Source organism: Streptomyces sp. NPDC005811 (genome assembly GCF_040630405.1).
Lineage (GTDB): Bacteria > Actinomycetota > Actinomycetes > Streptomycetales > Streptomycetaceae > Streptomyces.
Genome location: NZ_JBEXXK010000048.1, coordinates 15,587 through 42,434, shown reverse-complemented (window position 1 = coordinate 42,434; position 26,848 = coordinate 15,587). Strand labels below are relative to the sequence as shown.

Here is a 26,848-nt window from a genome sequence, read left to right as displayed (position 1 = left end):
TCCGTAACGTCCTCAACTGGCGGCGGTGAATATGCCGCTGCCGCCGTGGGGGAGCCTCGATTCGGGAGAGGACGGCGCCGGTATGGGCTGGGTTACCGACTGGAGTGCGCAGGCTGCCTGCCGCACTACCGATCCGGATGAACTGTTCGTTCAGGGAGCAGCGCAGAACAGGGCCAAGGCGGTGTGCACCGGATGCCCGGTACGCACCGAATGTCTGGCCGACGCGCTCGACAACCGCGTCGAGTTCGGCGTGTGGGGAGGCATGACGGAGCGCGAGCGCCGCGCCCTGCTGCGCAGGCGGCCGACCGTCACCTCGTGGCGCCGGCTGCTGGAGACCGCACGCTCGGAGTACGAGCGTGGTTCGGGCATCGTGTCGCTCGACGACGACGAGATGTACGAGAACTACGCGGCGGTGAGCTGAGAAGAGCCCTTCCGCACGGGGGATCTTCCTGTTCGGCGTAGGCGTTGGCGATGGCGTCGGCGGTTCTCGGAAGGCTTCGGTCTTCGGCGGTCTCGGGCGGCTTCAGCCGTCGGAGGTCTCGGGCAGCTCCGGCCGATTGGCCGCGAGCCGGCTGCCGATGTCCCGCAGTCCCACGAGGTCGTGTACGTCACCGGGCAGCGCCGCCACTTCGGCCACCGCCACCTCCGGATGGAGGGCGGTGAAGCGATCACGGGTGCGCTGCTCACGGGAGAGCAGATGCATACGCTCGGCGTGCAGCCTCAGCAGACCTGCGGTCAGCTGATCGGCGCTGGGGGAGCCGGACCCCGGATCGGTCGCGGGGCCGGTGGCGGGATCGGTTGCGGGTGGTTCTGAACTGCCGTGCGTGTCGGGAGAGTTACGAAGTCCAGCTTTCCCGCCGTCCTGATCCACAATGCGGGGCTCTTCAAGATTTTCCGCCGAGGGTGCATCGGTGGCGGGGGAATCAGGAGCGGCGGCGGTACGCCCGTCGTCGCTCGAGTCGGTCTCGGTGTTGGCGTCCGTGTCGGGCTCGGCGTCGGTGTCCGTGTCGGGCTCGGCGTCGGCCAGGTCGAGATTCTCCGCGGCGGCCAGTGCCCGCTCGGCGGACAGCTGGGCCGCGCCGCTGCCATGGACCCGGTTGAGCACCAGACCGGCCAGCGGCATGCTCTCGGCGGCCAGCCGCTCCACGAAGTACGCGGCCTCCCGCAGCGCGTCCCGCTCGGGGGCCGCCACGACGAGGAACGCCGTCCCCGGCGCCTGGAGCAGTTTGTAGGTGGCGTCCGCGCGCGTGCGGAACCCGCCGAACATCGAGTCCATCGCCGCCACGAACGTCTGCACGTCCTTCAGCAGCTGCCCGCCCAGCAGCTTGCCGAGCGCGCCGGTCATCATCGACATCCCGACGTTCAGGAACTTCATCCCCGCGCGGCCGCCGACCTTCGCGGGCGCGAGCAGGACCCGGATCAGCTTGCCGTCCAGGAACGAACCCAGCCGCTTCGGCGCGTCCAGGAAGTCCAGCGCGGACCTGGACGGGGGAGTGTCGACCACGATCAGGTCCCACTCGTCCCTGGCGCGCAGCTGGCCCAGCTTCTCCATCGCCATGTACTCCTGCGTGCCGGCGAAACCGGCGGAGAGCGACTGGTAGAAGGGGTTCGACAGGATCGCGGACGCCCGCTCCGGATCCGCGTGCGCCTCGACGATCTCGTCGAACGTGCGCTTCATATCGAGCATCATCGCGTGCAACTCGCCGTCGCCCTCGACGCCCTTGACCCGGCGCGGGGTGTTGTCGAGCGAGTCGATGCCCATCGACTGGGCGAGCCGGCGCGCCGGGTCGATGGTGAGCACCACCACCTTGCGGCCCCGCTCGGCCGCTCTGAGCCCCAGCGCCGCCGCCGTCGTCGTCTTGCCGACCCCGCCGGAACCGCAGCACACCACGATCCGGGTCGCCGGGTCGTCGAGCAGCGGGTCGAGATCGAGCACGCGCGCGGGCGAGAGCCGGTGCTGTGCCTGGCCCTGGTCCCGACTCATACCGTCCCCCTCATGCGATCTGCTGCTTGCGCAGCTCGGTGGCGAGGTCGTAAAGGCCCGCCAGATCCATTCCCTCGGCGAGCAGCGGCAGTTCGTGCAGCGGCAGGCCCAGCTCGCCCAGGACCGCCCGCTGCTCCTGCTCCAGCGCATGCCGCTCGGCGTACTCCTCGGCCTGCTGCAGGAGCGGATCCACCAGCCGCTCGGCGTGCCCGCCGCGCCGCGCCCCGCCCAGCCCGGCCGCCGACAGCGACCGCGCAATGGATGAACGTGTCACGGTTCGTACGAGTTCCAGCCCATCCGTGTCCAACACCTCGGGCCGCACCATGTTGACGATGACCCGGCCCACCGGCAGCTTCGCCGCCCGCAGCTCGGCGATGCCGTCAGCGGTCTCCTGGACCGGCATCTCCTCGAGCAGCGTCACCAGGTGCACGGCCGTCTCCGGCGACTTCAGCACCCTCATCACGGCCTGCGCCTGATTGTGTATCGGGCCGATCTTGGCCAGCCCCGCCACCTCGTCGTTGACGTTCAGGAAGCGGGTGACGCGACCGGTCGGCGGGGCGTCCATGACGACGTAGTCGTACACGAACCGTCCGCTCCTGTCCTTGCGCCGGACCGCCTCGCACGCCTTTCCGGTGAGGAGGACGTCCCTCAGACCGGGGGCGACGGTGGTGGCGAAGTCGATCGCGCCCAGCTTCTTCAGGGCCCGTCCGGCGCTCCCCAGCTTGTAGAACATCTGGAGGTAGTCCAGAAGGGCCAGTTCGGGATCGATGGCGAGCGCGTACACCTCACCACCGCCCGGCGCGACGGCGATCTTGCGTTCCTCATAGGGCAACGCCTCTGTCTCGAAGAGCTGCGCGATGCCCTGCCGGCCCTCCACCTCGACGAGAAGCGTCCGCTTCCCTGCCGTGGCGAGGGCCAGCGCGAGGGCGGCGGCGACCGTGGTCTTTCCGGTCCCGCCCTTGCCGCTGACGACCTGGAGCCTGCTCACGTCTTCGAGCGTAACCAGTCCGTGCCCGAGGCAATCGGGAGGCTGTGGACAACGGGGGGCGGTATCGGCCACATGGCCTGTGGACAACCGGGCCGGAACCGGCCGCCCGGCCTGTACGGAAGCCCCCGGTCGACAGCGGATACAGTCGCCCCATGACCAAGTGGGAATACGCAACCGTGCCGCTGCTCGTCCATGCCACGAAGCAGATTCTGGACACCTGGGGCGAGGACGGCTGGGAGCTCGTCCAGGTCGTGCCCGGGCCGAACAACCCCGAGCAGCTCGTGGCCTACCTGAAGCGGGCCAAGGCATGAGCGGCGTCGAGGCGAAGCTCGCCGAGCTGGGGCTGACCCTGCCGGCCGTGGTGCCGCCGCTCGCGGCCTACCAGCCCGCCGTGCAGTCGGGGCCGTACGTGTTCACCTCGGGTCAGCTGCCCATGGTGGACGGCAAACTGCCCGTGACCGGCAAGGTAGGCGCCGAGGTCACCCCCGAGGAGGCCAAGGAACTGGCGCGTACCTGCGCCCTGAACGCCCTGGCCGCCGTGAAGTCGGTCGCCGGTGATCTGGACCGCGTCGCGCGCGTGGTCAAGGTCGTCGGCTTCGTCGCCTCGGCCGCGGACTTCACCGGCCAGCCCGGCGTCGTCAACGGCGCGAGCGAGCTGCTCGGAGCCGTCCTCGGCGACAAGGGCGTGCACGCGCGCAGCGCGGTCGGCGTCGCGGTGCTGCCGCTGGACGCCCCGGTCGAGGTCGAGATCCAGGTCGAACTGGTCCCGTAGGGACACCCCGGGGGTGCCCTGACCTCGGGCACCTCTCGAACATTCGCTCACCAGGGGATAGCCTCGCGCCCATGGCGAATGGGCAGTGGTTTCCCTCGGACTGGCCGGAACGCATCCGCGCGCTCGCGGACGGGACCCTCACGCCCGTCACGCCCAGACGCGCGGCCACCGTCATGCTCGTGAAGGACGGGCCGGCCGGGACGTTCGTCCACATGCTGCGCAGACGCGCCTCCATGGCCTTCGCCGGAGGCGCGTACGCGTATCCGGGCGGCGGAGTCGACCCGCGCGACGACGAACGCCCGGTGCGCTGGGCGGGCCCCACGCGCGCGTGGTGGGCGCAGCGGCTCGGCGTCGAGGAGACGGTGGCCCAGGCGATCGTCTGCGCGGCCGTCCGGGAGACGTACGAGGAGGCGGGCGTCCTGCTCGCCGGCCCGGACCCCGACTCGGTCGTCGGTGACACGACCGGCCCCGACTGGGAGGCGGACCGCGCGGCCGTGGCCGCCCGTGAGCTGTCCTTCGCCGAGTTCCTCGACCGCCGCGGCCTCGTCCTGCGCGCCGACCTGCTCGGCGCCTGGACGCGCTGGATCACCCCGGAGTTCGAGTCCCGCCGCTATGACACCTGGTTCTTCGTGGCCGCGCTCCCCGAGGGCCAGCGCACCCGCAACGCCTCCACGGAGGCCGACCGCACGGTGTGGATCCGCCCGCGGGAGGCGGCGGACGGCTACGACAAGGGCGAGCTGACGATGATGCCGCCCACGATCGCGACCCTGCGCCAGCTGACCCCGTACGCCACGGCCGCCGAGGCCCTCGCCGCCGCCCCCGGCCGCGATCTGACAGCCGTCCTGGCCGAGGCGCGGCTCACCGACGACGAGATCGTCCTGAGCTGGCCGGGCCACGGCGAGTTCACCAAGCACATCCCGATCCCCGCCGGTGGAGGCCCCGCATGACCGACGCAGCAGCCCTCCCCGGCCAGCCCCGCGGCGGCGTCCTGACCGGACCGGCCACCGCGCGCGCGGTCAACGTCCTCGCGCCGAACGCCTCCGCGATGACCCTCGACGGCACCAACACCTGGATCGTCTCCGAGCCGGACTCCGAGCTGGCGGTCGTGATCGATCCGGGCCCGCTGGACGACGGCCATCTGCGGGCGGTCGTCGACACCGCCGAGCAGGCCGGCAAGCGGGTCGCCCTGACCCTGCTGACCCACGGCCACCCCGACCACGCCGAGGGCGCCGTCCGGTTCGCCGAACTGACCGGTACGCGCGTGCGTGCCCTGGACCCGGCGCTGCGGCTGGGCGACGAGGGACTGGGCCCCGGTGACGTGATCGCGCTGGGCGGCCTGGAGCTGCGGGTCGTGCCGACGCCCGGCCACACCGCCGACTCGCTCTGCTTCCACCTGCCGGCCGACGGGGCCGTCCTGACCGGCGACACGATCCTGGGGCGCGGCACCACCGTCGTGGCGCACCCCGACGGCCGGCTGGGCGACTATCTGGACTCCCTGCGGCGCCTGAGGTCCCTCACGGTCGACGACGGCGTCCACACGGTCCTCCCGGGCCACGGCCCCGTCCTGGAGGACGCCCAGGGCGCCGTGGAGTTCTACCTCGCGCACCGCGCCCACCGCCTCGCCCAGGTCGAGACGGCCGTCGAGGACGGCTTCCGCGCCGCCTCCGAGGTCGTCGCCCATGTGTATGCCGACGTCGACCGCTCCCTGTGGCCGGCGGCGGAACTCTCCGTACGGGCGCAGATCGAGTATCTGGAGGACCACGGGCTGATCTAGGCGCCGTCGAACTGGGCGCCGTCGATCGGGGCGCCGTCCTCCGGCCGGGGAGCCTTGATGCCGTGCACGCGCGCGTACTCGTCCGCGAGCCAGGGTCCCAGGTCGTCCACGAAGGACGTGAGGACGGCCGCGTCGCCCGTCGGCTCGTAGCCCAGCGCCGCCGCCCTACGCACCTGGCCGGCCCGTTCCGGGTAGTAGCCCGCGAACGCCTCGGCCATCTCGTGCAGATCGCTGGTCCAGCCGTTCCAGCGGGGCATGACCAGGGTGAACGCGGTGCGCACGAGGTGGCGGGACATGTACCGGACGAGGGGCCTGAGGGCCTCCTCCGTGCCGGCCGTCCCCGCGATGCGGGCCCGCCAGCGCGGCAGCAGCAGGGCGAGCTCGCCGTTCGTCTCGCGCGCGAGGAGCGAGTCGGGACGGTAGCGGGGCAGCTCCTCGGCGAGGTCCTCGCCGAGGAGCGGGGTGCACAGACAGGCGACGAAGAACCCCAGGTCGTACCGCTCCAGGTCGCTCAGCACGCGCCTGCGGCTCGACAGCAGCACTCCGCCGCCGTCGATCTGCGGGAACTCCCGGTCGAGGGCTTCGAGCAGGGCCCGGGCGCCGGCCCGGTCCGCCCCGGCCGGCTCGTCGTGCAGGACGGCCAGCAGGTCCAGATCGCTGCGCCCCACGCGCGCGGTGCCGCGCGGGATCGACCCGTAGAGGTACGCGCTGTGCAGCCGCGCCCCGAACAGCTCCAGGATCCCGTCCCGGGCGGCCGCGACGACGTGCCGGAAGGCGTCCGGCACGCGCGCGAGGGAGCCTTCGCGGACGAGGCACCCCTGGGCGTCGAGCCCCCGTAGAGGAACCGTTTCAGCCATGGGGCCACTCTGCCAGGGGCGCGGAGGCGGCAGCCCCCGACGGCCCTGGTGCCGTCGTTACCGCGACCGCTTGGCGAGCCGCTCCACGTCCAGCAGGATGACCGCCCGCGCCTCCAGGCGCAGCCACCCGCGCTGGGCGAAGTCGGCGAGCGCCTTGTTGACCGTCTCGCGCGAGGCGCCGACGAGCTGGGCCAGCTCCTCCTGCGTGAGGTCGTGGACGACGTGGATGCCTTCCTCGGACTGCACGCCGAAGCGGCGGGAGAGGTCCAGCAGGGCGCGCGCCACACGGCCGGGGACGTCCGAGAAGACCAGGTCGGACATGGCGTCGTTGGTCTTGCGCAGGCGCCGGGCGACGGCGCGCAGCAGCGCGGCGGCCACCTCGGGGCGGGCGTTCAGCCAGGGCTGGAGGTCGCCGTGGCCGAGGCCGAGCAGCTTGACCTCGGTGAGGGCCGTCGCCGTCGCCGTACGCGGGCCCGGGTCGAACAGCGACAGCTCGCCGATCAGCTCGCCGGGACCCACCACGGCCAGCATGTTCTCGCGGCCGTCGGGGGACGTGCGGTGGAGCTTGACCTTGCCCTCGGTGACGACGTAGAGCCGGTCGCCCGGGTCGCCCTCGTGGAACAGGGAGTCGCCACGGGCGAGGGTCACCTCACTCATGGAGGCGCGCAGCTCCGCGGCCTGCTCGTCGTCGAGTGCCGCGAAGAGCGGGTTGCGCCGCAGAACGTCGTCCACGAGTTCTCTCCTTGTCGCCTGCTCAGGGGATCTTGTCCCCCGCTTACCAGGGGACCTGGTTCCCCATTTTGCCGGACGGTCCAAACAGTGTGATCTGTCACAAGGATGCCGCACACATGTCCCGAGGTAAGCGGCAGGGGTCCAATTGGGGGCCGATCTTCGGGGTCCGGGGCGGATGTCGGTGCCGGGCTTTAGGCTGGCCGGGTGTCCAAATCGCCGGTGAGAGCACAGGCCAAGGGGGCTGGGCGGGTGGTTGTACGTCGGGATTCCGCTGTGGGCGAACAAGAATCCGGTGAGGGTAAGAAAAAGGCAAAAGTGACGGCAAAGGCAACAGCGGGTAAATCGGTAGGAAAGACCGAGTCGCGGACCGCGCTCGTCCGCCGGGCCCGCCGTATCAACCGGGAACTCGCGGAGGTCTACCCCTACGCCCACCCCGAGCTGGATTTCGAGAACCCCTTCCAGCTTCTGGTCGCCACGGTCCTGTCGGCCCAGACCACCGACCTCAGGGTCAACCAGACGACTCCCGGCCTGTTCGCCAAGTACCCCACCCCCGAGGACCTGGCCGCGGCCAACCCGGAGGAGGTCGAGGAGATCCTCCGCCCCTGCGGGTTCTTCCGGGCGAAGACCCGGTCGGTCATAGGGCTCTCCCAGGGCCTGGTGGAGCGGTTCGACGGTGAGGTCCCCGGCCGCCTGGAGGACCTGGTCACCCTGCCCGGCGTCGGCCGCAAGACCGCCTTCGTGGTCCTGGGCAACGCCTTCGGGCGCCCCGGCATCACCGTGGACACGCATTTCCAGCGGCTCGTACGGCGCTGGCGGTGGACCGAGGAGACCGACCCCGACAAGATCGAGGCGGCGATCGGCGCGCTCTTCCCCAAGGGCGACTGGACGGACCTCTCCCATCACGTCATCTGGCACGGCCGCCGCATCTGCCACGCGCGCAAGCCGGCCTGCGGGGCCTGCCCCATCGCCCCGCTCTGCCCGGCTTACGGCGAGGGCGAGACGGACCCCGAGAAGGCGAAGAAGCTCCTGAAGTACGAGAAGGGCGGCTTCCCCGGCCAGCGGCTGAACCCGCCGCAGGCCTACCTCGACGCGGGCGGGCGGCCGGCCCCGCCGCTGGGGGCCGGATGACCGGGGCGACGACGGAGGCGGAACCGGCGGCCGACGGGGCGCGGCCGACGGAACGATCTACGGGTCCTCGCGCGTTGGACCCGGCAGAACGGGGGGCGGTGCGGCGATGACACGGGTGAGTGACACGGCGAGCGGTACGGTGAACGAGACGGCCGACGGGACGGCGAGCGACGCGGTGGGGGGCGCGGCGGGCGCGATGGACGCCGGGGCCGGGGGCGCGGCGCGGGCCCGTTCCGGTGGTCCGGCGGGTGCCGGGGCGGAGGGTGCGACGGGAGCCCGTTCCGGTGGTCCGGCGGGCGGCGTTCGGCCCGGAGCCGGAGCCGGAGCCGGAGCCGGAGCCGGAGCCGCCGGTGGCGTTCGGAATGGAGTCGTGGGCGGTGCCGGGGAGGGTGGTTCGGGCGGAGTCCGGGGTGGCGCGGTGCCGCTTCGCAAGCACGGTCTGCCCGGCTGGCTCGACCCGGTCGTGACGGTCGTGGAGACGGTCCGGCCGCGCCAGCTCAGCCGCTTCCTGCCGCCGCAGGACGGCGCGGGACGCCAGTCCGCGGTCCTCGTGCTGTTCGGGGAGGGCGAGCAGGGCCCCGAGCTGCTGCTGATGGAACGGGCCGGCTCCCTGCGCTCGCACGCGGGACAGCCCTCCTTCCCCGGCGGCGCCCTCGATCCGGAGGACGGCGATCCGCAGGGCGACGGACCCCTGCGGGCCGCGCTGCGCGAGGCCGAGGAGGAGACCGGACTCGACCCTGCCGGCGTCCAGCTCTTCGGCGTCCTGCCCAAGCTGTACATCCCGGTCAGCGGTTTCGTCGTGACGCCCGTCCTGGGCTGGTGGCGCGAGCCGAGCCCGGTGGGAGTCGTCGACCCGGCCGAGACGGCCCGCGTCTTCACGGTCCCCGTGGCCGATCTCACGGACCCGGCCAACCGGGCCACCACCGTGCACCCCAGCGGCCACCAAGGTCCGGCATTCCTGGTCGAATCGGCCCTCGTCTGGGGCTTCACGGCCGGCATCATCGACCGTCTGCTGCACTTCGCGGGCTGGGAGCGCCCCTGGGACCAGGACAAGCAGGTCCCGCTCGACTGGCGGTCATGACAGGGTGAACCCCGTGAACGTGCTGGACATCTTGTTGCTGGTCGCGGCCGTCTGGTTCGCGGTGGTCGGCTTCCGCCAGGGCTTCGTCGTCGGCATCCTGTCGGTGATCGGCTTCCTGGGCGGCGGCCTGGTCGCCGTCTACCTGCTGCCGCTCATCTGGGACTGGCTCACCGACAACGCCGAGGTCAGCACCACGGCCGCCGTCGTCGCCGTCGTCGTCGTGATCGTCTGCGCCTCGGTCGGACAGGCCCTGACGACCCATCTCGGCAACAAGCTGCGCCGGTACATCACCTGGTCCCCGGCCCGCGCCCTGGACGCCACCGGCGGCGCGCTGGTGAACGTCGTCGCCATGCTGCTCGTGGCCTGGCTGATCGGCTCCGCCCTGGCCGGCACCACCCTGCCGACCCTCGGCAAGGAGGTCCGCAACTCCACGGTGCTCCAAGGGGTGTCCCGGGCGCTGCCCGCCCAGGCCGACACCTGGTTCGCCGACTTCTCCTCCGTCCTCGCGCAGAACGGCTTCCCCCAGGTCTTCAGCCCGTTCGCCAACGAGCCGATCACCGACGTCCAGCCGCCCGACCCGGCCCTCGCGGGCAGCCCCGTCGCCACGCGCGCGCAGCGCTCCATCGTCAAGGTGATGGGCACCGCCGAGAGTTGCGGCAAGGTCCTGGAGGGCACCGGCTTCGTCTTCGGCGAGCGCCGCGTCATGACCAACGCGCATGTCGTGGGCGGCGTCGACGAACCGACCGTCCAGATCGGCGGCGAGGGCCGCAAGTACGACGCGACGGTCGTCCTGTACGACTGGAAGCGCGACATCGCCGTGCTCGACGTACCGGACCTCGACGCGCCCGTGCTGAAGTTCACCACCGGCGTCGCGTCCACCGGCGCCGACGCGATCGTCGCCGGGTTCCCGGAGAACGGGTCGTACGACGTCCGTGCCGCGCGGGTGCGCGGGCGCATCACGGCCAACGGCCCGGACATCTACCACCGCGGCACCGTGCGCCGTGAGGTGTACTCGCTCTACACGACCGTCCGTCAGGGCAACTCCGGCGGACCGCTGCTCACCCCCGACGGGCGGGTGTACGGCGTGGTGTTCGCGAAGTCGCTCGACGACGCCGCCACCGGGTACGCGCTCACCGCGGAAGAGATCCAGCAGGACATCACCGAGGGACGTACCGCGGGTCAGCAGGTGGACAGCGACCGCTGCGCCCTCTAGGGGCGGGGCGGTCGGCTCGTCGAGACGGTCGGGGGCGTCAGCCTCGAGGGTGACGCAGGCGTACCGAGACCCAGCGGGCCCGGCGGCGCAGGATGCGCGGAATGCCCACCCGGAGGTCGGAGCCCGTCAGCTGCGGGTCTGCACCTCGTTGGTGGGAGCTCAGGCCAGCGGCCGAGCGGCGGTTGCGTGCTGCGTCACTGTAGTCGTGCGTCCAGCCCATACCCCGACGTCTGCCCCCGCCCCAAGGTCGATAACCGCCCCGAGGCCCGCCAATTGGCCTATGCGCCGGGCAATTGGCCGCTTGTCGTACAGGCGTTTCCCGCGGCATCCGGCGGTGGACACCGGGCGCGACAGGTCGGTCACCGATCCGGTTCCGGATCCTTCAGCCAATTGACCAGTTCTGTGGAGAAAGCGACCGGATCCTCCTCGTGGGGGAAGTGGCCCAGTCCGTCGAAGAGCCGCCAGCGGTACGGCGCCTCCACGTACTCGCCGGAGCCGGCCGCGCTGCGGGTGCGCATCACCGGGTCGAGCGACCCGTGCAGGTGGAGCGTGGGGACGCGCACGGGCCGCTTCATGCGCCGGTAGAACTGGACGCCGTCCGGCCGCGCCATCGAGCGCACCAGCCACCGGTACGGCTCCACCGAGCAGTGCGCGGTGGAGGGGATGCACATGGCGCGCCGGTACGTCTCCAGCACCTCGTCCTCCGGCGGCCGTGGCCCGGACCACTCCCGGATCAGCCGGGCCACCAGTTCGCCGTCGTCGGCGGTGAGCTGCCGCTCGGGGATCCACGGCCGCTGGAAGCCCCAGATGTGGGAGCTCGCGGCGGACTGCCGGACGTCGGCGAGCATCGCCGAGCGCCAGCGCCGCGGGTGCGGCATCGAGGCCACCGCGAGCCGCCGGACCAGCTTGGGGCGCATCACGGCGGCCGTCCACGCCAGATAGCCGCCCAGGTCGTGGCCGACGAGCGCGGCGTCCGGCTCGCCGAGCGAGCGGATCACGCCGGTGATATCGAGGGCGAGGTTGGCCGGGTCGTAGCCCCGGGGCGTGCGGTCGCTGCCGCCCACGCCCCGCAGGTCCATGGCGACGGCCCGGAACCCGGCGTCGGCGAGCGCGCCGAGCTGGTGCCGCCAGGTCCACCAGAACTGCGGGAAGCCGTGGACGAGCATGACCAGCGGTCCGTCACCGGCCTCCGCGATGTGGAAGCGGGCGCCGTTCGCGGCCACCTCACGATGGGTCACCTTGGTGCCGGCGGCGTATTCCGGTCGTACGACCGAGGTGGGCTGCGCCGAAGGGGTGGCGGGGTCCGTCATGACGTCGAGCGTGCCACAGCCTCGATGGCCGCGGGGACCCGGTCCTGGGGCAGCTCCGGCCGCGGGTGCGGCTTGGCGTTCTGCAGGACGCCCGCGCTCTCCTTCATCGACGCGGCCACCTTCTGCGGACCCTGGCTCTTCTTGGCCTTCTTCGCGAACACCACGCCGATCAGCACCAGGACGAGCGCGACGAGCACGTTCGCCGCGAAGGACAGCAGGAAGCAGATCGCGAGGTTCCAGTCGCTCCAGGTCCGGATGCCGTACGCCAGCGCGAAGTTCAGCATCGGCAGGGAGAACACCAGGACCGCGCCGGCCACCGTGAACGCCCCGCCGCTCGCCGCGCCGCGCTTCACGTCCTGCTTGAGCTGCGCCTTCGCCAGCGCGATCTCGTCGTGCACCAGCGCCGACATCTCGGTCGTCGCCGAGGCGAACAGCTGGCCGATGCTGGCTTCGGCGCCGACCGGGCTGCCGTCGGGTGCGCTCATCGCGGTCTCCCTCACTTCTTTTGTACCGTCCCGTCAGATCATGCCGGACTGCGGCCGTCCTCGCCCGCCCCGCCCGGCACTTCGGCCGCCATCCGGTGCGCGGGATCCGCCTCCGTGTCCGTTCCCGTGTCCGTTCCCGCGTCCGTTCCCGGGTCTGTTCCCGGGCTCGTTCCCGCGGCTGTCCCGGCGGCCCTCTCGCGGGTGATCTCCGCGGCGATACGGCGGTGCTCGGCGGCCTTGCGGTCATGGATCCCGGCCATCCGCAGGTGGTACGCCGGGTCGTCCTGCTCGTAGACGTCCGGGATGCCGTCGCTGTCCTCGTCGCGCTCCTCGGTCTCCTGGATCCGGCGGTAGCGGGCGTTGCGCAGCTTCAGCAGGACGGTCGCGCAGGTCGCCGCGATGAGTGAGCCCGTCAGGACCGCGGCCTTGACCTCGTCGGTGAGGGTCGGTTCGCCGACGAAGGCCAGTTCGCCGATGAGCAGCGAGACGGTGAAGCCGATGCCGGCGAGCGAGGCGACGGCGAGGACGTCCGCCCAGGCCAGGTCCTCGCTGAGGGAGGCCCGGGTGAAGCGGGCGGTCAGCCAGGTGCCGCCGAAGATGCCGACCGTCTTGCCGACGACGAGTCCGAGGACGACCCCGAGGGTCTCCGGCCGGGTGAACACCTCGCCGAGCGCCCCGCCCGAGAGCGTCACCCCCGCGCTGAACAGCGCGAACAGGGGCACGGCGAGACCCGCAGAGAGCGGGCGCACCAGGTGCTCGATGTGCTCGCCGGGGGAGTGCTCCTCGCCCTCGCGGGTGGTGCAGCGCAGCATCAGGCCCATGGCGACGCCGGCGATGGTCGCGTGGACGCCGCTGTTGTACATCAGCGCCCAGATCACCAGCGCGAGCGGGACGTACACGTACCAGCCGCGCACGCCCGTGCGCAGCAGCACCCAGAAGACGGCGAGGCCGGCGACGGCGCCGCCCAGCGCGGCGAAGTGGATCGTGTCGGTGAAGAAGACCGCGATGATCAGGATCGCGAACAGGTCGTCGACGACGGCGAGGGTGAGCAGGAAGGCGCGCAGGGCGCCCGGCAGCGAGGTGCCGATGACGGCGAGCACGGCGAGCGCGAAGGCGATGTCGGTGGCGGTGGGCACCGCCCAGCCACCCGTGTCGCCGCCTCCGGTGAGGTTGGTGACGGTGTAGACGAGCGCCGGTACGGCCATGCCGCACAGCGCGGCCGCGACGGGCAGGGCAGCGGCCCGAGGGTCCTTCAGCTCCCCGGCGACCAGCTCGCGCTTGAGTTCGATGCCGGCGACGAAGAAGAAGACCGCGAGGAGGCCGTCGGCGGCCCAGTGCTCGACCGACAGGTGCAGTCCGAGGGCCTCGGGGCCGAGGTGGTAGTGGCTGACGGTCTCGTAGCTGTCGTGCAGCGCGGGGACGTTCGCCCAGAGCAGTGCGGCCACGGCGGCGAGGAGCAGCAGGACACCGCCGACGGTCTCGGTCCGCAGGGCGTCCGTGACGTACGTGCGCTCGGGGAGGGAGAGCCGTCCGAAGAGTCGGCGGGCGGTGCTGCGGGGCGCGGGCACGGTGGTGACCTCCGGTCGTGGGCATGGCGGAACGCATGCCGACCAGACTTCCCGGCGCACCTGTTTTGTTTAGTTTACCTAAAGTGCGCGTGGTGCGCTCGGTGCGCGCGGTGGGCTCGGGTCTGTGGTCAGGTGATCCCCACGATAGGCGCGAAACAGGCACCCGGCGCGGTCCTCGCGTCGCCGGATGCCCGTCCCGGATGCCCGTCCCGAGGCGCTCGGCCCCGGGGTCGTACTCAGTCCTCGCTGGGTGCGGACGGGAGCTTTGCCTGGATAAGGGACATGACTGATGAATCGGTCAGGGTGGTCACGTCGCCGAGTTCGCGCTTCTCGGCGATGTCCCGCAGCAGCCGGCGCATGATCTTGCCGGAGCGGGTCTTGGGCAGCTCGGTGACCGGGTGGATCTCCTTGGGCTTGGCGATCGGGCCGAGGGTCGCGCCGACGTGGTTGCGCAGCTCGGCGACCAGGCCCTCGGACTCGGCGGCGGTGCCGCGCAGGATGACGAACGCGACGATCGCCTGTCCGGTCGTCTCGTCGGCCGCGCCGACCACGGCCGCCTCGGCGACCGACGGATGCGACACGAGCGCCGACTCGACCTCGGTGGTGGAGATGTTGTGCCCGGAGACGAGCATCACGTCGTCCACCCGGCCCAGCAGCCAGATGTCCCCGTCGTCGTCCTTCTTCGCGCCGTCGCCCGCGAAGTACTTGCCCTCGAACCGCGACCAGTAGGTGTCGAGGAAGCGCTGGTCGTCGCCCCAGATGGTGCGGAGCATCGACGGCCACGGCTCGGTCAGGACCAGGTAGCCACCGCCGCCGTTCGGGACCTCGTTCGCCTCGTCGTCGACGACGGTCGCGGAGATACCGGGCAGCGGGCGCTGGGCCGACCCGGGCTTGGTCTCGGTGACGCCCGGCAGCGGCGAGATCATCATCGCGCCGGTCTCGGTCTGCCACCAGGTGTCCACGACGGGGGTCAGGTCGGCGCCGATGTGCTTGCGGTACCAGACCCAGGCCTCGGGGTTGATGGGCTCGCCGACCGAGCCGAGCACCCGCAGGCTGCTCAGGTCGAACTTCGCGGGGATGTCGTCGCCCCACTTCATGAACGTACGGATCGCCGTCGGGGCGGTGTACAGGATCGTCACCCCGTACTTCTGCACGATCTCCCAGAAGCGCCCCTGGTGCGGGGTGTCCGGCGTGCCCTCGTACATCACCTGCGTCGCGCCGTTCGCCAGCGGCCCGTAGACGATGTACGAGTGCCCGGTGACCCAGCCGACGTCGGCGGTGCACCAGTACACGTCGGTCTCCGGCTTGAGGTCGAAGACCGCGTGGTGCGTGTACGCCGCCTGGGTGAGGTAGCCGCCGGAGGTGTGCAGGATGCCCTTCGGCTTACCCGTCGTGCCGGACGTGTAGAGGATGAAGAGCGGCTGCTCGGCGCCGAAGGCCTCGGGGGTGTGCTCGGCGGACTGGCGCTCGACGATCTCGTCCCACCACACGTCCCGGCTGTCGTCCCAGGCGACCTCCTGGCCGGTACGGCGGACCACCAGCACGTGCTCGACGTCGCCGGCCTTGCGGATCGCGTCGTCGACGGCCGGCTTGAGCGCGGACGGCTTGCCGCGCCGGTACCCGCCGTCCGCCGTGATGACCACCTTGGCGTCCGCGTCCTGGATCCGGGTCGCCAGCGCGTCCGCGCTGAAGCCGCCGAAGACGACGGAGTGTGCGGCGCCGATGCGGGCGCAGGCCAGCATCGCGACCGCCGTCTCCGGGATCATCGGCATGTAGACCGCGACCCGGTCGCCCTTGCGGACGCCCAGTTCCAGCAGCGCGTTGGCCGCCTTCGACACCTCGTCCTTGAGCTCGGCGTAGGTGAGCGCGCGGCTGTCGCCCGGCTCGCCCTCGAAGTGGATCGCGACCCGGTCGCCGTGCCCGGCCTCCACATGACGGTCGACGCAGTTGTACGCGACGTTGAGTTCGCCGTCCTCGAACCACTTCGCGAACGGCGGGTTCGACCAGTCCAGCGTCTGCGTCGGCTCCTTGGCCCAGGTCAGCCGACGGGCCTGCTCGGCCCAGAAGCCGAGCCTGTCAGCCTTGGCCTGTTCGTACGCCTCCGCCGTGACGTTGGCGTTCGCGGCCAGGTCGGCGGGCGGCGCGAACCTGCGCTCTTCCTTGAGCAGGTTGGCCAGGCTTTCGTTGCTCACGACATCTCCCTCTCGAAGGGTGTCCGTTGTGTCCCAGGCCACAGCTCATCAGAACCGGGGGCCCGGTGACAAGGCCCGACCGAAAATTGGTTTAGACCTATTCGTGTGTGTCGGGTCATCCGTACCCACGGACGGGGGCCGGACGGAGTTCAGCCGGTGTAACGCCTTTCACACTCGATGGCCGACATGATCGAACAGCTCGCTGCCGTCGTTCCCGGTGAGCAGATACGTCTGGGCCTCGCCCACATGGAAGTACAGCCCGTGCAGCTCCAGCGCCCCGGCCCGCAGGGCGCGCGCCACCGATGTGTGGGCCCGCAGATGATCCAGCTGCTGGACCACGTTCGTCAGACAGAGCTGCTCGACCGCGTCCGCCGGTGACCGGCCGGCCAGCCGGGCCCAGGGCCGGTCGTCGTCGGCCATCCGCTCCAGGCTCGGCAGCCCGTGCCGCAGCCACCGCTTCAACGGCGTCTGCTCCCCGCCGGGTTCGGAGCCGAGCAGCGCCTGCATGGCCCCGCACCCGGAGTGCCCGCACACCGTGATGGACCGCACCTTCAGCACGTCCACCGCGTACTCGATGGCGGCCCCGACCGAGTCGTCCCCGCTCTCCTCGTCCGGCGGTGGCACCAGGTTGCCCACGTTGCGCACCACGAACAGGTCGCCCGGACCACTGGAGGTGATCATCGAGGTGACCAGCCGCGAGTCGGCGCACGTGAGGAACAGCTGCGTCGGCTGCTGCCCCTCCCGGGCCAGCCGCGCCAACTCCCCGCGCACCAGCGGAGCGGTGTTCCGCTGGAAGGCGCTGATGCCGCGGACCAGGGGGTGACTCCCGTCGGCCCCGGGTCCTGCGGGCCCGGCCGTGCCGCTCGCCCGGGTCGGCTCGTGCGCCTCACCCGGCTCATGCGGCGTGTCGGGTCGGACGGGCGCGCTGGGCCCGCCCGGCCGGCTCGAGGCCTCGGAGGCGGAACCCGTGGCCGGTGCGGGGCGCGGCAGCTCGCACTGGTGGTTGCGCCAAGGCGTCCAGGGCCGGCAGCGGCAGTCGGCACCGGCGCCGGTGGGGGGCACGGCGGTGGCCGCCGTGCCGAGTCTGCGGCCGGTCAGTTCGACGGTGCCGCCCTGGGCGGTATGGGTCTTCTGCCAGTCCTGGAGGGCCTCGTACGCCGCGTGGTCCATGAAGGAGCCGTCCAGCTCCACCACGACGGGGGTGCCGTGGGGTACGAGGTGCAGGGCCCGGCTCAGCCGTGGCACCGCGAGGAACGTCAACTGGCCGCGCACATGGACGTGATGGACTCCTTCCTGTTCGTCGTGGGTGATGCGGGTGTGGGTGAGGCGGTTGAGGGCGACGGCGACGGCGACCGCGATCCCCAGCGTCACGCCCTGGAGGACGCCGAGGAACACCACGCCGAGGGTGGTGACGGCGTACACCAGCACCTCCCGGTGGCGGGTCACCGTACGGATGTGGTGCAGGGACACCATCTGGATGCCGACGGCCATCACCAGGGCGGCGAGCGAGGCGAGCGGGATGAGCTCCAGGACCGGGACCATCAGCAGCGCGGCGATCACTACGAGAACGCCGTGCAGCATCGTGGAGTTCCGGCTCACGGCCCCCGATTGGACATTCGCCGAACTGCGCACGGCCACACCGGCGACGGGCAGTCCGCCGAGCGCGCCGGAGACGATGTTGGCGGCCCCCTGACCGAGCAGCTCACGGTCGAGGTCGGAGCGGCCGACACGCGGGGCGCGGCCCGTGGGTGAGGAGATGAGGTCGGCGCGGGAGGAGATCAGCTTGTCGACGGCGACCGCGCCGAGCAGCGACTGCACGCTGCACACCAGGGTGATGGTGAGGACGGCCGCCGCGACGCCGAGCGCCGGACCCTCGGGAAGACCGGCCAGGGCGTGGCTGCGCCAGGCGGGGAGGTCGACCTTGGGCAGGGTGAGGCCGGCCAGGGACGCCGCGACGGTGGCGCCGGCGACGGCGACGAGTGCGGCGGGCACCCTGCGCAGCAGCCGGCCCGCCCGGCCGGGGATCCGTGGCCAGAGCATGAGCAGGCTCAGGGTCAGGGTGCTCACGGCGAGAGCGGCGGGCTGGAGTCCGGCCAGCTGGGCGGGCAGGGCGCGGAGGTTGGCCGGGACGGAGCTCTGTGGGGTGCCGCCCAGGACGATGTGCAGCTGGGCGACGGCGATGGTGACGCCGATGCCGGCGAGCATGCCGTGCACGATGGCGGGGCTGACGGCGAGCGCGGTGCGTGCCACGCGCAGACAGCCGAGGCCCAGTTGGGTGAGTCCGGCGAGCACGGTGACGGCACAGGTCGTCCGCCAGCCGTAGCGCTGGATGAGGTCGGCCGTGACCACGGTGAGCCCGGCGGCGGGGCCGCTGACCTGGAGCGGGGAGCCGCCGACGCAGCCGGCGACGATCCCGCCCACGGCGGCGGCCACGAGACCGGCCTGGAGGGGGGCTCCGGTGGCCAGGGCGATGCCCAGGGACAGGGGGAGGGCGATCAGGAAGACCGCGATCGAGGCGGACACGTCGGCGCCCGCGAGGCGGAAGCGGCGGTGCGGGCCCGGCGGGGGGCTGTGGGGCGGGTGGGCGCGCCGGGCGCGCGTCGAGTCGGACGTACGAGTGGGGACGCAGGCTGACATGTTCCCGTCTCCTCCGGGGCAGCGCGGTCGCGGAACTGGTGGTCCCCCGTCGATGGCGGGGGCGGTCGCGGCCGTGGGTCACGGCGTACAGCGGCGGGATGAAAATTCAACGCTCGGTAAAACGATCGTAATGCAGAGTAAAGGTCAGGCATGGATTTATGTGGCAAATAGGGCAATGAATCACCCCCTTGGGTGAAGTGGTCATTTCATCGGCTTGTCGTATTAATTCCTTCTCGGTCCCGTGCGACCTTGACCGCGCTGCCGGCTCGCCCCGGCACGCACCGACAGAACGCCCTCGTCGGCGTGGGCCGAGAGAAGGAAGAAGGTGGGCGGAACATGACCGCCACCCAGAGAATCGCCGCGGCCGTCGTGGTCGCCGCGACGGCCGCCGCATCACTCGCCGGTTGTGCGACGGGAACCGACGCCTCCAAGACGGCAAAGCCGACCCCGCGCAAGGGCGCCCCGGCGCCCAAGCACGTGGTCCGGCTGATCGGCGACGGCTCCACCGCGTACACCGGACCGCAGCCGCACCTGCCCCGACCGCAACGCCTGAAGCCCGGTCAGAAGCCCCCGCAGTTCGTGGTGTTCTCCTGGGACGGGGCCGGGGAGGACAGCCAGAAGCTGTTCTCGCACTTCCGCAAGGTGTCCAAGGCCAACCACGCGACCATGACGTACTTCCTCAGCGGCGTGTACATGCTCCCGGAGGAGAAGGCCGACCTCTACCGGCCCCCGCAGCACTCGCCGGGCCGCTCCGACATCGGCTTCAACGACGAGCAGGGCATCGCCGACACGGTGGAGCAGCTCCGGCTGGCGTGGCTGGAGGGCAACGAGATCGGCACCCACTTCAACGGCCACTTCTGCGGAAAGAACGGCGGGGTCGGCGAGTGGTCCCCGGCGGAGTGGCGGGACGAGATCGCCCAGGCCAAGCAGTTCGTGAAGACCTGGAGGACCAACACCGGCATGACGAAGGCCGCCCCGCTGCCCTTCGACTACGACAAGGAGCTGATCGGCGCCCGCACCCCCTGCCTGGAGGGCCAGAAGAACTTCATGCGGGCGGCGAGCCGCATGGGCTTCCGCTATGACACGAGCGGCGTCAACCAGCAGGTCTGGCCCCGCAAGCGGATGGGTCTGTGGGACCTGTCGATGCAGCTCGTGCCCTTCCCGGGACACACCTACGAGCAGCTCACCATGGACTACAACTTCATGGTCAACCAGTCCGGCACCAAGACCCAGGGCGACCCCGCCAAGCGCGCGTACTGGGGCGAGCAGATGCGGGACGGCCTGCTCCGGGGCTTCCATCGCGCCTACAACGGCAACCGCGCTCCGCTGATCATCGGCAACCACTTCGAGTCCTGGAACGGCGGAACGTACATGCGCGCCGTCGACGAGGTCGTGGAGACCGTCTGCAACCAGGCCGACGTGCGCTGTGTGTCCTTCCGGCAGCTGGCCGACTGGCTGGACGCCCAGGACCCGCAGACCCTGAGCAAGCTGCGCTCGCTGGACGTCGGCGAGACCCCGAGCCAGGGCTGGGCGTCCTTCCTGGCCGACGGGCCCGCTCCGGCCCCCAAGGGCGTGCCGGGCGCCCCGACGGCCCGGCGGTAGCCGCCGTCCCGGTAGCCGCCGTCCCGGTGTGTTGGGCCGGGGTGCTAGACGGCGGCGGCCACGCCCTCGCCGAGGACGAAGTCGGGGTCGACCTGGGCCGCCAGGTCGGCCCCGGTGCGTTCGTTGCCCCAGGACTGGGCGTTCTTCAGGTGGAAGTGCACCATCTGGCGCGTGTAGCGGTCCCGGTCGCGGCGCTCGTGGGCGGCGTCGACGGTCGTCCGCAGCAGGCGCAGGGCGTCGCGGTCGGCCGCGTCCAGGTGGTGGAACCGGGGCGGCCGGCCCTTCTCCATGGCGCGCACCCAGTCCGAGTGCCCGACCGTGACGAGCAGGTCGTCACCGACTTCGGCGCGGAGGAAGTCGAGGTCGTCCTGCCCTTGCACCTTGTTGCCGACGACCCTCAGCTCGACGCCGAAGTCGCGGGCGTACTCCTTGTACTGACGGTAGACGGAGACCCCCTTCCGGGTCGGCTCGGCGACGAGGAACGTGACGTCGAAGCGGGTGAACAGGCCGGAGGCGAAGGAGTCCGAGCCCGCCGTCATGTCGACCACGACGTACTCGTCGAGGCCGTCCACCAGGTGGTTCAGACAGAGCTCCACCGCTCCCGTCTTGGAGTGGTAGCAGGCGACCCCCAGGTCGGCGTCCGTGAAGGGGCCCGTGACCATCAAACGGACGGCGCCGCCGTCGAGTTCCACCGGCCGGGCACAGGTGTCGTAGACCGGATTGTCCTCGCGCACCCGCAGCAGCCGGGAGCCCCGGCCGGGCGGGGTCGTCTTGATCATCGAGTCGGCGGAGGCGATGCGCGGGTTGGAGCCGCGCAGATACTCCTTGATCAACGGCAGGTGCTCGCCCAGCGCGGGCAGGGCGGCGGCCTCGCTCTCGTCGAGGCCGAGAGCGGGTCCCAGATGCTGGTTGATGTCCGCGTCCACGGCGAGCACGGGAGCGCCCAGGGCGGCGAGATGGCGGATGAACAGGGACGACAGCGTGGTCTTGCCGCTGCCGCCCTTCCCGACGAAAGCAATTTTCATGTTCACCAAGAGTAGTGCGACGATAGCTGTGCGTGGCAGCGGTGCGTGAAGAAGACCACTCCTTCGAGGGGTGCGGCCGCAGGGTGCGTAATGTCGTACTCATGAGTACGACAGGCGCGTCCGCCGATCCGCTCGCGGCCCTGGGCTCGCTGCCCGGTGTGGCCGAGTCCGTGGAGTCCGTGCGCAAGGCCGTGGACCGGGTCTACGGACACCGGGTCATGCGGCGCCGCAGCAACGCGGTCACCTCCGAGGCCGCCCTGCGTGGCGCCCGTGGTTCGGCGGCGCTGTCCGGCGCGGACTGGGCCCTGGAGGAGGTGCGCCGGCGCAGCGACTTCGGCGTCGACGACGAGGCACGGGTGATGGGTGCCGCCCTGCGGCTGACCGCCGAGGCGGGGCAGCTGCTGTCCATCTGGCGGCAGTCGCCGCTGCGGGTGCTCGCGCGGCTGCATCTGGTGGCCGCGGCGGGCGGCGGCGACGAGATCGGACGGCCGCGGCAGGCCGGGGAGCCGGTCGACGAGCCGCTCGTCGAGCTGCCGCTGCCCGGAGCCGGTGAAGTGGCCGGCCGGCTGGACGGGCTCGCTGAGCTGATCATCGCGGGGAGCTCGGCGCCCGCCCTGGTGACGGCCGCCGTGGTGCACGGCGAGCTGCTCGCCCTGCGCCCCTTCACCTCGCGCAACGGCCTGGTCGCGCGCGCCGCCGAGCGCATCGTGCTGATCGGCAGCGGTCTCGACCCCAAGTCGGTCTGCCCGGCCGAGGTGGGTCACGCGGAACTGGGCCGCGCTGCCTATCTGGCGGCGCTGGACGGCTATGTGTCCGGGACCCCGGAGGGCATGGCGGCCTGGATCACGCACTGCGGCAGGGCCGTCGAGCTGGGCGCCCGCGAGTCGACGGCGGTGTGCGAGGCGCTGCAGCGCGGCGCGGCGTAGAGGCGGGAAAGTCCCCGGAAACGGGTTGCGGCGGTACGAGAATTCGTACCGCCGCTGGCATGTCCACCGGGTTACCAAGCGTCCTCGATATGGTGCCCATCAGGCCGGGATCCTTGCCCGTGACCTGGTGCGGCTGGCCCGTAATCGACGGGTCGACGTCGCGTGGGTGCTCGATGTCCATACATCGGTCCGTGGGGCCAAATGCGTTATTAAGGTGATCCTTTCGGATGTCCTTGGTCTCGCGGGCCGTTGAGTCCTTTCTACTCCAGGACCAGGACAAGCGGAACCCCCGCCGCCAGTTCTTTACTTTTACCGCCAAACAGGTTGGAAACGGTCTTCGCAGCTCAGACGGTCGCCGCCCGGCGCCGACTCGCGTACCAGACCAGGCCCGCCGTCGCCGCCGCCGCGCCTATGGCGGCCGCCGCGACAAGGGCCGGGCGCGGCGGCACGGAGAACGAGGGGATCCGCTGCTTGAGCCGTACGGGCCGGTGGAAGTCGAGAATCGGCCACCCGCGCGCGACGGCCTCGCGCCGCAGGGCCCGGTCCGGGTTCACGGCGTGCGGACGGCCCACCGCCTGGAGCATCGGCAGATCGGTCGCCGAGTCGCTGTAGGCGAAACAGCGCTCCAGGTCGTACCCCTCCGAAACGGCCAGCTCCTTGATCGCCTCCGCCTTCGTCGGGCCGTAGGCGTAGTACTCCACCTCGCCGGTGTAGCAGCCGTCCTCGCCGACCACCATCCGGGTGGCCACCACACGGTCCGCGCCCAGCAGTTCGCCGATCGGCTCGACCACCTCCGCGCCCGACGTGGACACGATCACGACATCGCGGCCGGCCGTGTGGTGCTCCTCGATGAGGGAGGCCGCCTCGTCGTAGATGAGCGGGTCGATCAGGTCGTGCAGGGTCTCGGCGACGATCTCCTTCACCTGCTGCACGTTCCAGCCGCGCACCATCCCGGACAGGTACTCCCGGGTCCGCTCCATCTGGTCGTGGTCCATACCGCCCACGAGGAAGACGAACTGGGCATATGCGGTCCGCAAGGCGGCCCTGCGGTTGATCAGACCGCCTTGGTAGAAGGACTTGCTGAAGGTGAGCGTGCTCGACTTCGCAATGACCGTCTTGTCCAGGTCAAAGAAGGCCGCTGTGCGGGGCAAGGAGTGGTTTTCCACAACCAAGAGCATAGGGGCAGCCCATTCGGCGTAAGGTGGGCGCGTGGGTTTGCCTGAGAGGGCTCTCGGGTACACCATGGAAGTCACGGATCGTTCGCGACCGTGCTAACCCGGTCCGGCTCCTCCCCCCCCGAGTCGGCCGTGGAGACGACCCCCGCTCTCCCCCCCGGCGGGGGTCGTCGCATGTCCGGGTGTATTTTCCCCTTCTTCGCGCGGTGTGGCCGCGTCTGCGAGGCGGCTCAGGCCGCCCCTTCGGCATGTCCGTGATCCGTCACGTTGGGTAGCGATCGGACTGCTCTACGGGAGTCGCACAGGAGACGGATGGCCATCACCGGTAGGGGTGACGGCGATATTCACAACCGGCCACTCGTCCACAGATTTTCACCAAGATCCACAAGATTTCCGGGTTCGTCGCACCGTGATTCCGACGCGTCCGCTCGGGCCGGGAGTTCATGACCGGTTCCGTTTGCCGGGTGCGCGCGGCCGGTTTCCGTCGGCCGTTCTCGCGGAGGCCGGTTGTCCGGTTCTTCGCACGCTCGGGAATCGCGGGGCCGCAGCGGCCGCGCGACCCACGACAAAGGGGGACGAAAAACATGGCCGGAGCCGTCACGCACGACCCGCCGCCCGCCGCTTCCCACCGGCAGGGCAAACCGCTCATCGTCACGGAGGACGCCGACCTCCTCGACGACCTGCTGCGCCTGTGCGCCGCCGCCGGCGCCACCCCCGAGGTGCATCCCTCGGTACCGGAGCGCCGCGGCAGCTGGGAGAGCGCACCGCTCGTCCTCGTCGGCGACGACGCCGCCCGCCGGGTGCGCGGAGCCACCCGCAGACGCGGAGTGGTCCTCGTCGGACGCGACCAGGACGACCCCGGCGTCTGGCAGCGCGCCGTCGAGATCGGCGCCGACCACGTCCTGATGCTGCCCGACGGCGAACAGTGGCTCGTCGACCGCATCGCCGATGTCGCCGAGGGCGTCGGCCGGCCGGCGCTCACCGTCGGCGTCATCGGCGGCCGCGGAGGCGCCGGAGCGTCCACGCTCGCGTGCGCCCTCGCTGTCACCTCCGCGCGCGAAGGCCTGCGCACCCTCCTGGTGGACGCCGACCCGCTCGGCGGCGGACTCGACGTCCTGCTCGGCGGAGAGGCGACCGAAGGCCTGCGCTGGCCCGCCTTCGCCTCCTCACGCGGACGGGTCGGCGGCGGCGCCCTGGAGGAGTCCCTGCCCGAACTGCACGCGCTGCGCGTGCTCAGCTGGGACCGCGGCGACTGCGTCGCCGTCCCGCCGCAGGCCGTCCGCGCGGTCCTCGCCGCCGCCCGCCGCCGGGGCGGCACGGTCGTCGTGGATCTGCCGCGCCGCATCGACGACGGGGTTGCCGAGGCACTCGCCCAGGTCGACCTCGGACTCCTCGTGGTCCCCGCCGAACTGCGCGCCGTCGCGGCCGCCGGCCGGGTGGCCGCCGCGGCCGGGATGGTCCTACGGGACCTCAGGGTGGCGGTACGGGGCCCGTACGCCCCCGGCCTCGACGACCGCGAGGTGGCCACACTGCTCCGGCTGCCCCTGGTCGGCGAGGTGCCCGTGGAGCAGGCACTGCTCCGCCCCGACGGCGGCAAGGCGCCCCCGGGCGCTGCCGCGCGCGGGCCCCTCGCCCGCTTCTGCAAGCAGTTCTGGGAGCGGGCGCTCATCGAGGCGGGTGGCGCGTGAGCACCGAACGTGTGAGTACGGCACGCCTCGGCGCGGCACGCGTCAGCACGGCACGCCTCAGCACGGCACGCGTCAGCCCGGCACCGGCGCTGGAAGGCGCGCTGCTGGACGGCGTACGGCAGTGGCTCGCCGCGAGCGGGGCCGAGCCGACGCCCGCGCGCGTGGCACAGGCCCTGCGGGAACAGGGGCGGGTGCTCGGGGACGCCGAGGTGCTCGTCGCGGCCGAGCACCTGCGCTCCGAGCTGATCGGCAGCGGACCCCTGGAACCGTTGCTCGCCGATCCCTCGGTGACCGACGTCCTGGTGTCGGCCCCGGACCGGGTCTGGGTCGACCGGGGCGGCGGCCTGGAGCTGACCGCCGTCACCTTCCCCGACGCCGCGGCCGTACGACGTCTCGCGCAGCGCCTGGCCGCCGTGGCCGGACGGCGCCTGGACGACGCCCGGCCCTGGGCCGACGCCCGGCTGCCCGACGGGACCCGGCTGCATGCCGTGCTGCCCCCGGTGGCCGTCGGCTGCGCCTGTCTGTCGCTGCGCGTGGTCCGGCCGCGGGCGTTCACGCTCGACGAGCTCGTGGCCGCGGGCACCGTGCCGCCGGGCGGCGACCGGGTGCTGCGGGCCCTGCTCCGGGCACGGCTGTCCTTCCTGGTCAGCGGAGGCACCGGCAGCGGCAAGACGACCCTGCTGAGCGCACTGCTCGGCCTGGTCGGCCCCGGGGAGCGGATCGTGCTCGCCGAGGACTCCGCGGAGCTGCGACCGGACCATCCGCACGTGGTCCGCCTGGAGACCAGACCCGCCAACCAGGAGGGCGCCGGGCTAGTCACGCTCGAGGACCTGGTGCGGCAGGCCCTGCGGATGCGCCCGGACCGGCTCGTCGTGGGCGAGGTGCGCGGACCGGAGGTGGTCCATCTGCTGGCCGCGCTCAACACGGGCCACGAGGGCGGCTGTCGGACGTCACTAAAGATTTCAGTAGCGCAAGATTCATTTCAGTGAAGATTTCAGTAGCGCACGAAAGATTTCAGTGCGCTCACCCTGTGTGATTGTGGTCCGCCGGGCGTAGTGGCGTCTCATTCGGGGCCTGCCGGCGGCCATGTTGTGGCGACTGTCCGCGGGTGGCGGGGTAGAGCCGTCCTCTCGTGCGCCAGTTCGCCGAGGGTGGAGGTGAGCACCGGTGTCGGCGATGCCGCTCGGCGCTGTGATCATGGTGTGGACCTGGTTGAACTGCTCTGCGGCAGCGTCCGCGGAGAAGATGACCGTGGTCCGCCTTACAGGCCGGCTCCGGGGGCCTGGGGAGGTTGTCAACGACAGGCGGTTTGTTCTGGTTGGTCTGCTGACCGCTTACGTGGCCTACAAGTGGAAGGGACTGGCGACGCCCGTCACCGTGGGCGCCGTCGTCGTGACACTTCTCGTGCTCCTCCTGCAGGGACAGGACGAAGGAAGCGCCGAGCACCAACTACCGCCGGCCTCCTGCGTGTATGAGGCTGAGCGCTGCCACCGAGGTGGAGGAAGGGACACTATGACGCCGACGATCAGCACTCAGGATCCTGTCCGCCAGTGACTTCGCGGATGAGATCGGGGCGGGATGGTTAGGCCGTGTCTCGAAGATCGCCGCCCTTCTTGACGATCTTCGTGTTGGGCCGGGCGATCTGCCAGATGATCGATGGGCGGTCCTGGGGTCGCTTCTGTCGGCCGCAGCTACCGGGTTGTCGCGGCAA

The 26,848-nt window shown here is 71.5% G+C and carries 24 protein-coding genes and 1 pseudogene; 13 read left to right on the top strand and 12 right to left on the bottom strand.

What is annotated here, in order from left to right; translation table 11 throughout:
- The first annotated feature begins 82 nt into the window (after positions 1-82).
- On the top strand, positions 83-421 hold the full coding sequence (gene wblA / locus ABZ490_RS38605; protein WP_055634507.1) for a transcriptional regulator WblA: 339 nt from the start codon (positions 83-85) through the stop codon (positions 419-421).
- A gap of 102 nt (positions 422-523) precedes the next feature.
- Here the strand turns inward: wblA and ABZ490_RS38600 are convergent, their stop codons facing one another.
- Both ABZ490_RS38600 and ABZ490_RS38595 read right to left on the bottom strand, forming a co-directional pair.
- Complete coding sequence (locus ABZ490_RS38600) at positions 524-1,984, bottom strand: ArsA-related P-loop ATPase (protein ID WP_359001459.1); 1,461 nt, start codon at positions 1,982-1,984, stop codon at positions 524-526.
- Positions 1,985-1,994: 10 nt separating this feature from the next.
- A complete protein-coding gene (locus tag ABZ490_RS38595; RefSeq protein ID WP_359001456.1) occupies positions 1,995-2,972 on the bottom strand; it encodes an ArsA-related P-loop ATPase in 978 nt (325 codons plus the stop codon).
- Positions 2,973-3,124: 152 nt separating this feature from the next.
- Here ABZ490_RS38595 and ABZ490_RS38590 point away from each other — a divergent pair, with 152 nt between their 5' ends.
- From ABZ490_RS38590 to ABZ490_RS38575, 4 genes are all read left to right on the top strand, one after another.
- A complete protein-coding gene (locus tag ABZ490_RS38590) occupies positions 3,125-3,283 on the top strand; it encodes a DUF4177 domain-containing protein (protein ID WP_020129281.1) in 159 nt (52 codons plus the stop codon).
- Positions 3,280-3,744, top strand: coding sequence for a RidA family protein (locus ABZ490_RS38585; protein WP_359001452.1), 465 nt, complete (start codon positions 3,280-3,282; stop codon positions 3,742-3,744). The genes ABZ490_RS38590 and ABZ490_RS38585 overlap by 4 nt, the downstream gene beginning before the upstream one ends.
- A 71-nt stretch (positions 3,745-3,815) precedes the next feature.
- Positions 3,816-4,691: an NUDIX hydrolase gene (locus ABZ490_RS38580; RefSeq protein WP_359001449.1), complete on the top strand. Its 876-nt coding sequence runs from the start codon at positions 3,816-3,818 to the stop codon at positions 4,689-4,691.
- Complete coding sequence (locus tag ABZ490_RS38575; RefSeq protein ID WP_359001447.1) at positions 4,688-5,518, top strand: MBL fold metallo-hydrolase; 831 nt, start codon at positions 4,688-4,690, stop codon at positions 5,516-5,518. Before ABZ490_RS38580 ends, ABZ490_RS38575 begins: the two co-directional genes overlap by 4 nt.
- On the opposite strand, the gene ABZ490_RS38570 is transcribed toward ABZ490_RS38575, so the two are convergent.
- Positions 5,515-6,375 (bottom strand): nucleotidyltransferase domain-containing protein, encoded by an 861-nt coding sequence (locus tag ABZ490_RS38570; RefSeq protein ID WP_359001444.1) that lies wholly within the window; start codon positions 6,373-6,375, stop codon positions 5,515-5,517. The two genes, ABZ490_RS38575 and ABZ490_RS38570, sit on opposite strands and share 4 nt — an antisense overlap.
- A 57-nt stretch (positions 6,376-6,432) precedes the next feature.
- Positions 6,433-7,107: a Crp/Fnr family transcriptional regulator gene (locus ABZ490_RS38565; protein WP_029382547.1), complete on the bottom strand. Its 675-nt coding sequence runs from the start codon at positions 7,105-7,107 to the stop codon at positions 6,433-6,435.
- Between the two features lie 273 nt (positions 7,108-7,380).
- Here ABZ490_RS38565 and nth point away from each other — a divergent pair, with 273 nt between their 5' ends.
- The 3 genes from nth (at position 7,381) to ABZ490_RS38550 (ending at position 10,529) form a co-directional block, all read left to right on the top strand.
- Complete coding sequence (nth, locus tag ABZ490_RS38560) at positions 7,381-8,235, top strand: endonuclease III (RefSeq protein ID WP_359001440.1); 855 nt, start codon at positions 7,381-7,383, stop codon at positions 8,233-8,235.
- Positions 8,236-8,653: 418 nt separating this feature from the next.
- Positions 8,654-9,316 (top strand): CoA pyrophosphatase, encoded by a 663-nt coding sequence (locus ABZ490_RS38555; RefSeq protein WP_359001437.1) that lies wholly within the window; start codon positions 8,654-8,656, stop codon positions 9,314-9,316.
- A 13-nt stretch (positions 9,317-9,329) separates the two neighbouring features.
- Positions 9,330-10,529 carry a MarP family serine protease gene (locus ABZ490_RS38550; RefSeq protein ID WP_359001435.1) on the top strand — a complete coding sequence of 400 codons (1,200 nt, stop codon included), beginning with the start codon at positions 9,330-9,332 and terminating at the stop codon, positions 10,527-10,529.
- A 37-nt stretch (positions 10,530-10,566) separates the two neighbouring features.
- Here the strand turns inward: ABZ490_RS38550 and ABZ490_RS38545 are convergent, their stop codons facing one another.
- The 6 genes from ABZ490_RS38545 to ABZ490_RS38520 all read right to left on the bottom strand — a co-directional run bounded on the left by ABZ490_RS38545 (position 10,567) and on the right by ABZ490_RS38520 (position 18,721).
- Positions 10,567-10,749 (bottom strand): hypothetical protein, encoded by a 183-nt coding sequence (locus ABZ490_RS38545; RefSeq protein ID WP_359001433.1) that lies wholly within the window; start codon positions 10,747-10,749, stop codon positions 10,567-10,569.
- 139 nt (positions 10,750-10,888) lie between these two features.
- Complete coding sequence (locus ABZ490_RS38540) at positions 10,889-11,839, bottom strand: alpha/beta hydrolase (RefSeq protein ID WP_359001431.1); 951 nt, start codon at positions 11,837-11,839, stop codon at positions 10,889-10,891.
- Positions 11,836-12,324, bottom strand: a complete 489-nt coding sequence (locus tag ABZ490_RS38535; protein WP_359001428.1) for a phage holin family protein — start codon at positions 12,322-12,324, stop codon at positions 11,836-11,838. Before ABZ490_RS38535 ends, ABZ490_RS38540 begins: the two co-directional genes overlap by 4 nt.
- A 38-nt stretch (positions 12,325-12,362) precedes the next feature.
- Entirely contained in the window at positions 12,363-13,892 is a 1,530-nt protein-coding gene (gene nhaA, locus ABZ490_RS38530) for a Na+/H+ antiporter NhaA (protein WP_359001425.1), read from the bottom strand.
- Positions 13,893-14,128: 236 nt separating this feature from the next.
- Positions 14,129-16,084: an acetate--CoA ligase gene (gene acs / locus ABZ490_RS38525; protein WP_359001422.1), complete on the bottom strand. Its 1,956-nt coding sequence runs from the start codon at positions 16,082-16,084 to the stop codon at positions 14,129-14,131.
- A 168-nt stretch (positions 16,085-16,252) separates the two neighbouring features.
- Entirely contained in the window at positions 16,253-18,721 is a 2,469-nt protein-coding gene (locus tag ABZ490_RS38520) for a SulP family inorganic anion transporter (protein ID WP_359001419.1), read from the bottom strand.
- 336 nt (positions 18,722-19,057) lie between these two features.
- Between ABZ490_RS38520 and ABZ490_RS38515 the strand changes: the two genes are divergently transcribed.
- On the top strand, positions 19,058-20,323 hold the full coding sequence (locus ABZ490_RS38515) for a hypothetical protein (protein ID WP_359001416.1): 1,266 nt from the start codon (positions 19,058-19,060) through the stop codon (positions 20,321-20,323).
- A gap of 44 nt (positions 20,324-20,367) precedes the next feature.
- Here ABZ490_RS38515 and ABZ490_RS38510 read toward each other — a convergent pair whose 3' ends face one another.
- Positions 20,368-21,348: an ATP-binding protein gene (locus tag ABZ490_RS38510; protein ID WP_359001412.1), complete on the bottom strand. Its 981-nt coding sequence runs from the start codon at positions 21,346-21,348 to the stop codon at positions 20,368-20,370.
- Positions 21,349-21,449: 101 nt separating this feature from the next.
- On the opposite strand from ABZ490_RS38510, the gene ABZ490_RS38505 reads away from it, so the two are divergent.
- Complete coding sequence (locus tag ABZ490_RS38505; protein ID WP_359001409.1) at positions 21,450-22,274, top strand: oxidoreductase; 825 nt, start codon at positions 21,450-21,452, stop codon at positions 22,272-22,274.
- Between the two features lie 344 nt (positions 22,275-22,618).
- Here ABZ490_RS38505 and ABZ490_RS38500 read toward each other — a convergent pair whose 3' ends face one another.
- Positions 22,619-23,452 carry an HAD family hydrolase gene (locus tag ABZ490_RS38500; protein WP_359001406.1) on the bottom strand — a complete coding sequence of 278 codons (834 nt, stop codon included), beginning with the start codon at positions 23,450-23,452 and terminating at the stop codon, positions 22,619-22,621.
- A 581-nt stretch (positions 23,453-24,033) separates the two neighbouring features.
- On the opposite strand from ABZ490_RS38500, the gene ssd reads away from it, so the two are divergent.
- The 3 genes and pseudogenes from ssd (at position 24,034) to ABZ490_RS38485 (ending at position 26,691) form a co-directional block, all read left to right on the top strand.
- Entirely contained in the window at positions 24,034-25,137 is a 1,104-nt protein-coding gene (gene ssd, locus ABZ490_RS38495; RefSeq protein ID WP_359001403.1) for a septum site-determining protein Ssd, read from the top strand.
- A gap of 101 nt (positions 25,138-25,238) precedes the next feature.
- A pseudogene (locus tag ABZ490_RS38490) lies at positions 25,239-26,081 on the top strand (TadA family conjugal transfer-associated ATPase); the annotation flags it as partial.
- A 223-nt stretch (positions 26,082-26,304) separates the two neighbouring features.
- The gene (locus ABZ490_RS38485; protein ID WP_359001399.1) at positions 26,305-26,691 is read left to right on the top strand and encodes a hypothetical protein; all 387 of its coding nucleotides are present in this window, start codon (positions 26,305-26,307) and stop codon (positions 26,689-26,691) included.
- The last annotated feature ends 157 nt before the right edge of the window (positions 26,692-26,848 follow it).

What these genes read in the sequence shown, in the direction of transcription:
- wblA (WP_055634507.1), top strand. Translation starts at nt 83, where the DNA reads ATGGGCTGGGTTACCGACTGGAGTGCGCAGGCTGCCTGCCGCACTACC.
- ABZ490_RS38600 (WP_359001459.1), bottom strand. Translation starts at nt 1,984, where the DNA reads ATGAGTCGGGACCAGGGCCAGGCACAGCACCGGCTCTCGCCCGCGCGC.
- ABZ490_RS38590 (WP_020129281.1), top strand. Translation starts at nt 3,125, where the DNA reads ATGACCAAGTGGGAATACGCAACCGTGCCGCTGCTCGTCCATGCCACG.
- ABZ490_RS38585 (WP_359001452.1), top strand. Translation starts at nt 3,280, where the DNA reads ATGAGCGGCGTCGAGGCGAAGCTCGCCGAGCTGGGGCTGACCCTGCCG.
- ABZ490_RS38580 (WP_359001449.1), top strand. Translation starts at nt 3,816, where the DNA reads ATGGCGAATGGGCAGTGGTTTCCCTCGGACTGGCCGGAACGCATCCGC.
- ABZ490_RS38575 (WP_359001447.1), top strand. Translation starts at nt 4,688, where the DNA reads ATGACCGACGCAGCAGCCCTCCCCGGCCAGCCCCGCGGCGGCGTCCTG.
- ABZ490_RS38570 (WP_359001444.1), bottom strand. Translation starts at nt 6,375, where the DNA reads ATGGCTGAAACGGTTCCTCTACGGGGGCTCGACGCCCAGGGGTGCCTC.
- ABZ490_RS38545 (WP_359001433.1), bottom strand. Translation starts at nt 10,749, where the DNA reads ATGGGCTGGACGCACGACTACAGTGACGCAGCACGCAACCGCCGCTCG.
- ABZ490_RS38540 (WP_359001431.1), bottom strand. Translation starts at nt 11,839, where the DNA reads ATGACGGACCCCGCCACCCCTTCGGCGCAGCCCACCTCGGTCGTACGA.
- ABZ490_RS38535 (WP_359001428.1), bottom strand. Translation starts at nt 12,324, where the DNA reads ATGAGCGCACCCGACGGCAGCCCGGTCGGCGCCGAAGCCAGCATCGGC.
- ABZ490_RS38520 (WP_359001419.1), bottom strand. Translation starts at nt 18,721, where the DNA reads ATGTCAGCCTGCGTCCCCACTCGTACGTCCGACTCGACGCGCGCCCGG.
- ABZ490_RS38515 (WP_359001416.1), top strand. Translation starts at nt 19,058, where the DNA reads ATGACCGCCACCCAGAGAATCGCCGCGGCCGTCGTGGTCGCCGCGACG.
- ABZ490_RS38510 (WP_359001412.1), bottom strand. Translation starts at nt 21,348, where the DNA reads ATGAAAATTGCTTTCGTCGGGAAGGGCGGCAGCGGCAAGACCACGCTG.
- ABZ490_RS38505 (WP_359001409.1), top strand. Translation starts at nt 21,450, where the DNA reads ATGAGTACGACAGGCGCGTCCGCCGATCCGCTCGCGGCCCTGGGCTCG.
- ABZ490_RS38500 (WP_359001406.1), bottom strand. Translation starts at nt 23,452, where the DNA reads ATGCTCTTGGTTGTGGAAAACCACTCCTTGCCCCGCACAGCGGCCTTC.
- ssd (WP_359001403.1), top strand. Translation starts at nt 24,034, where the DNA reads ATGGCCGGAGCCGTCACGCACGACCCGCCGCCCGCCGCTTCCCACCGG.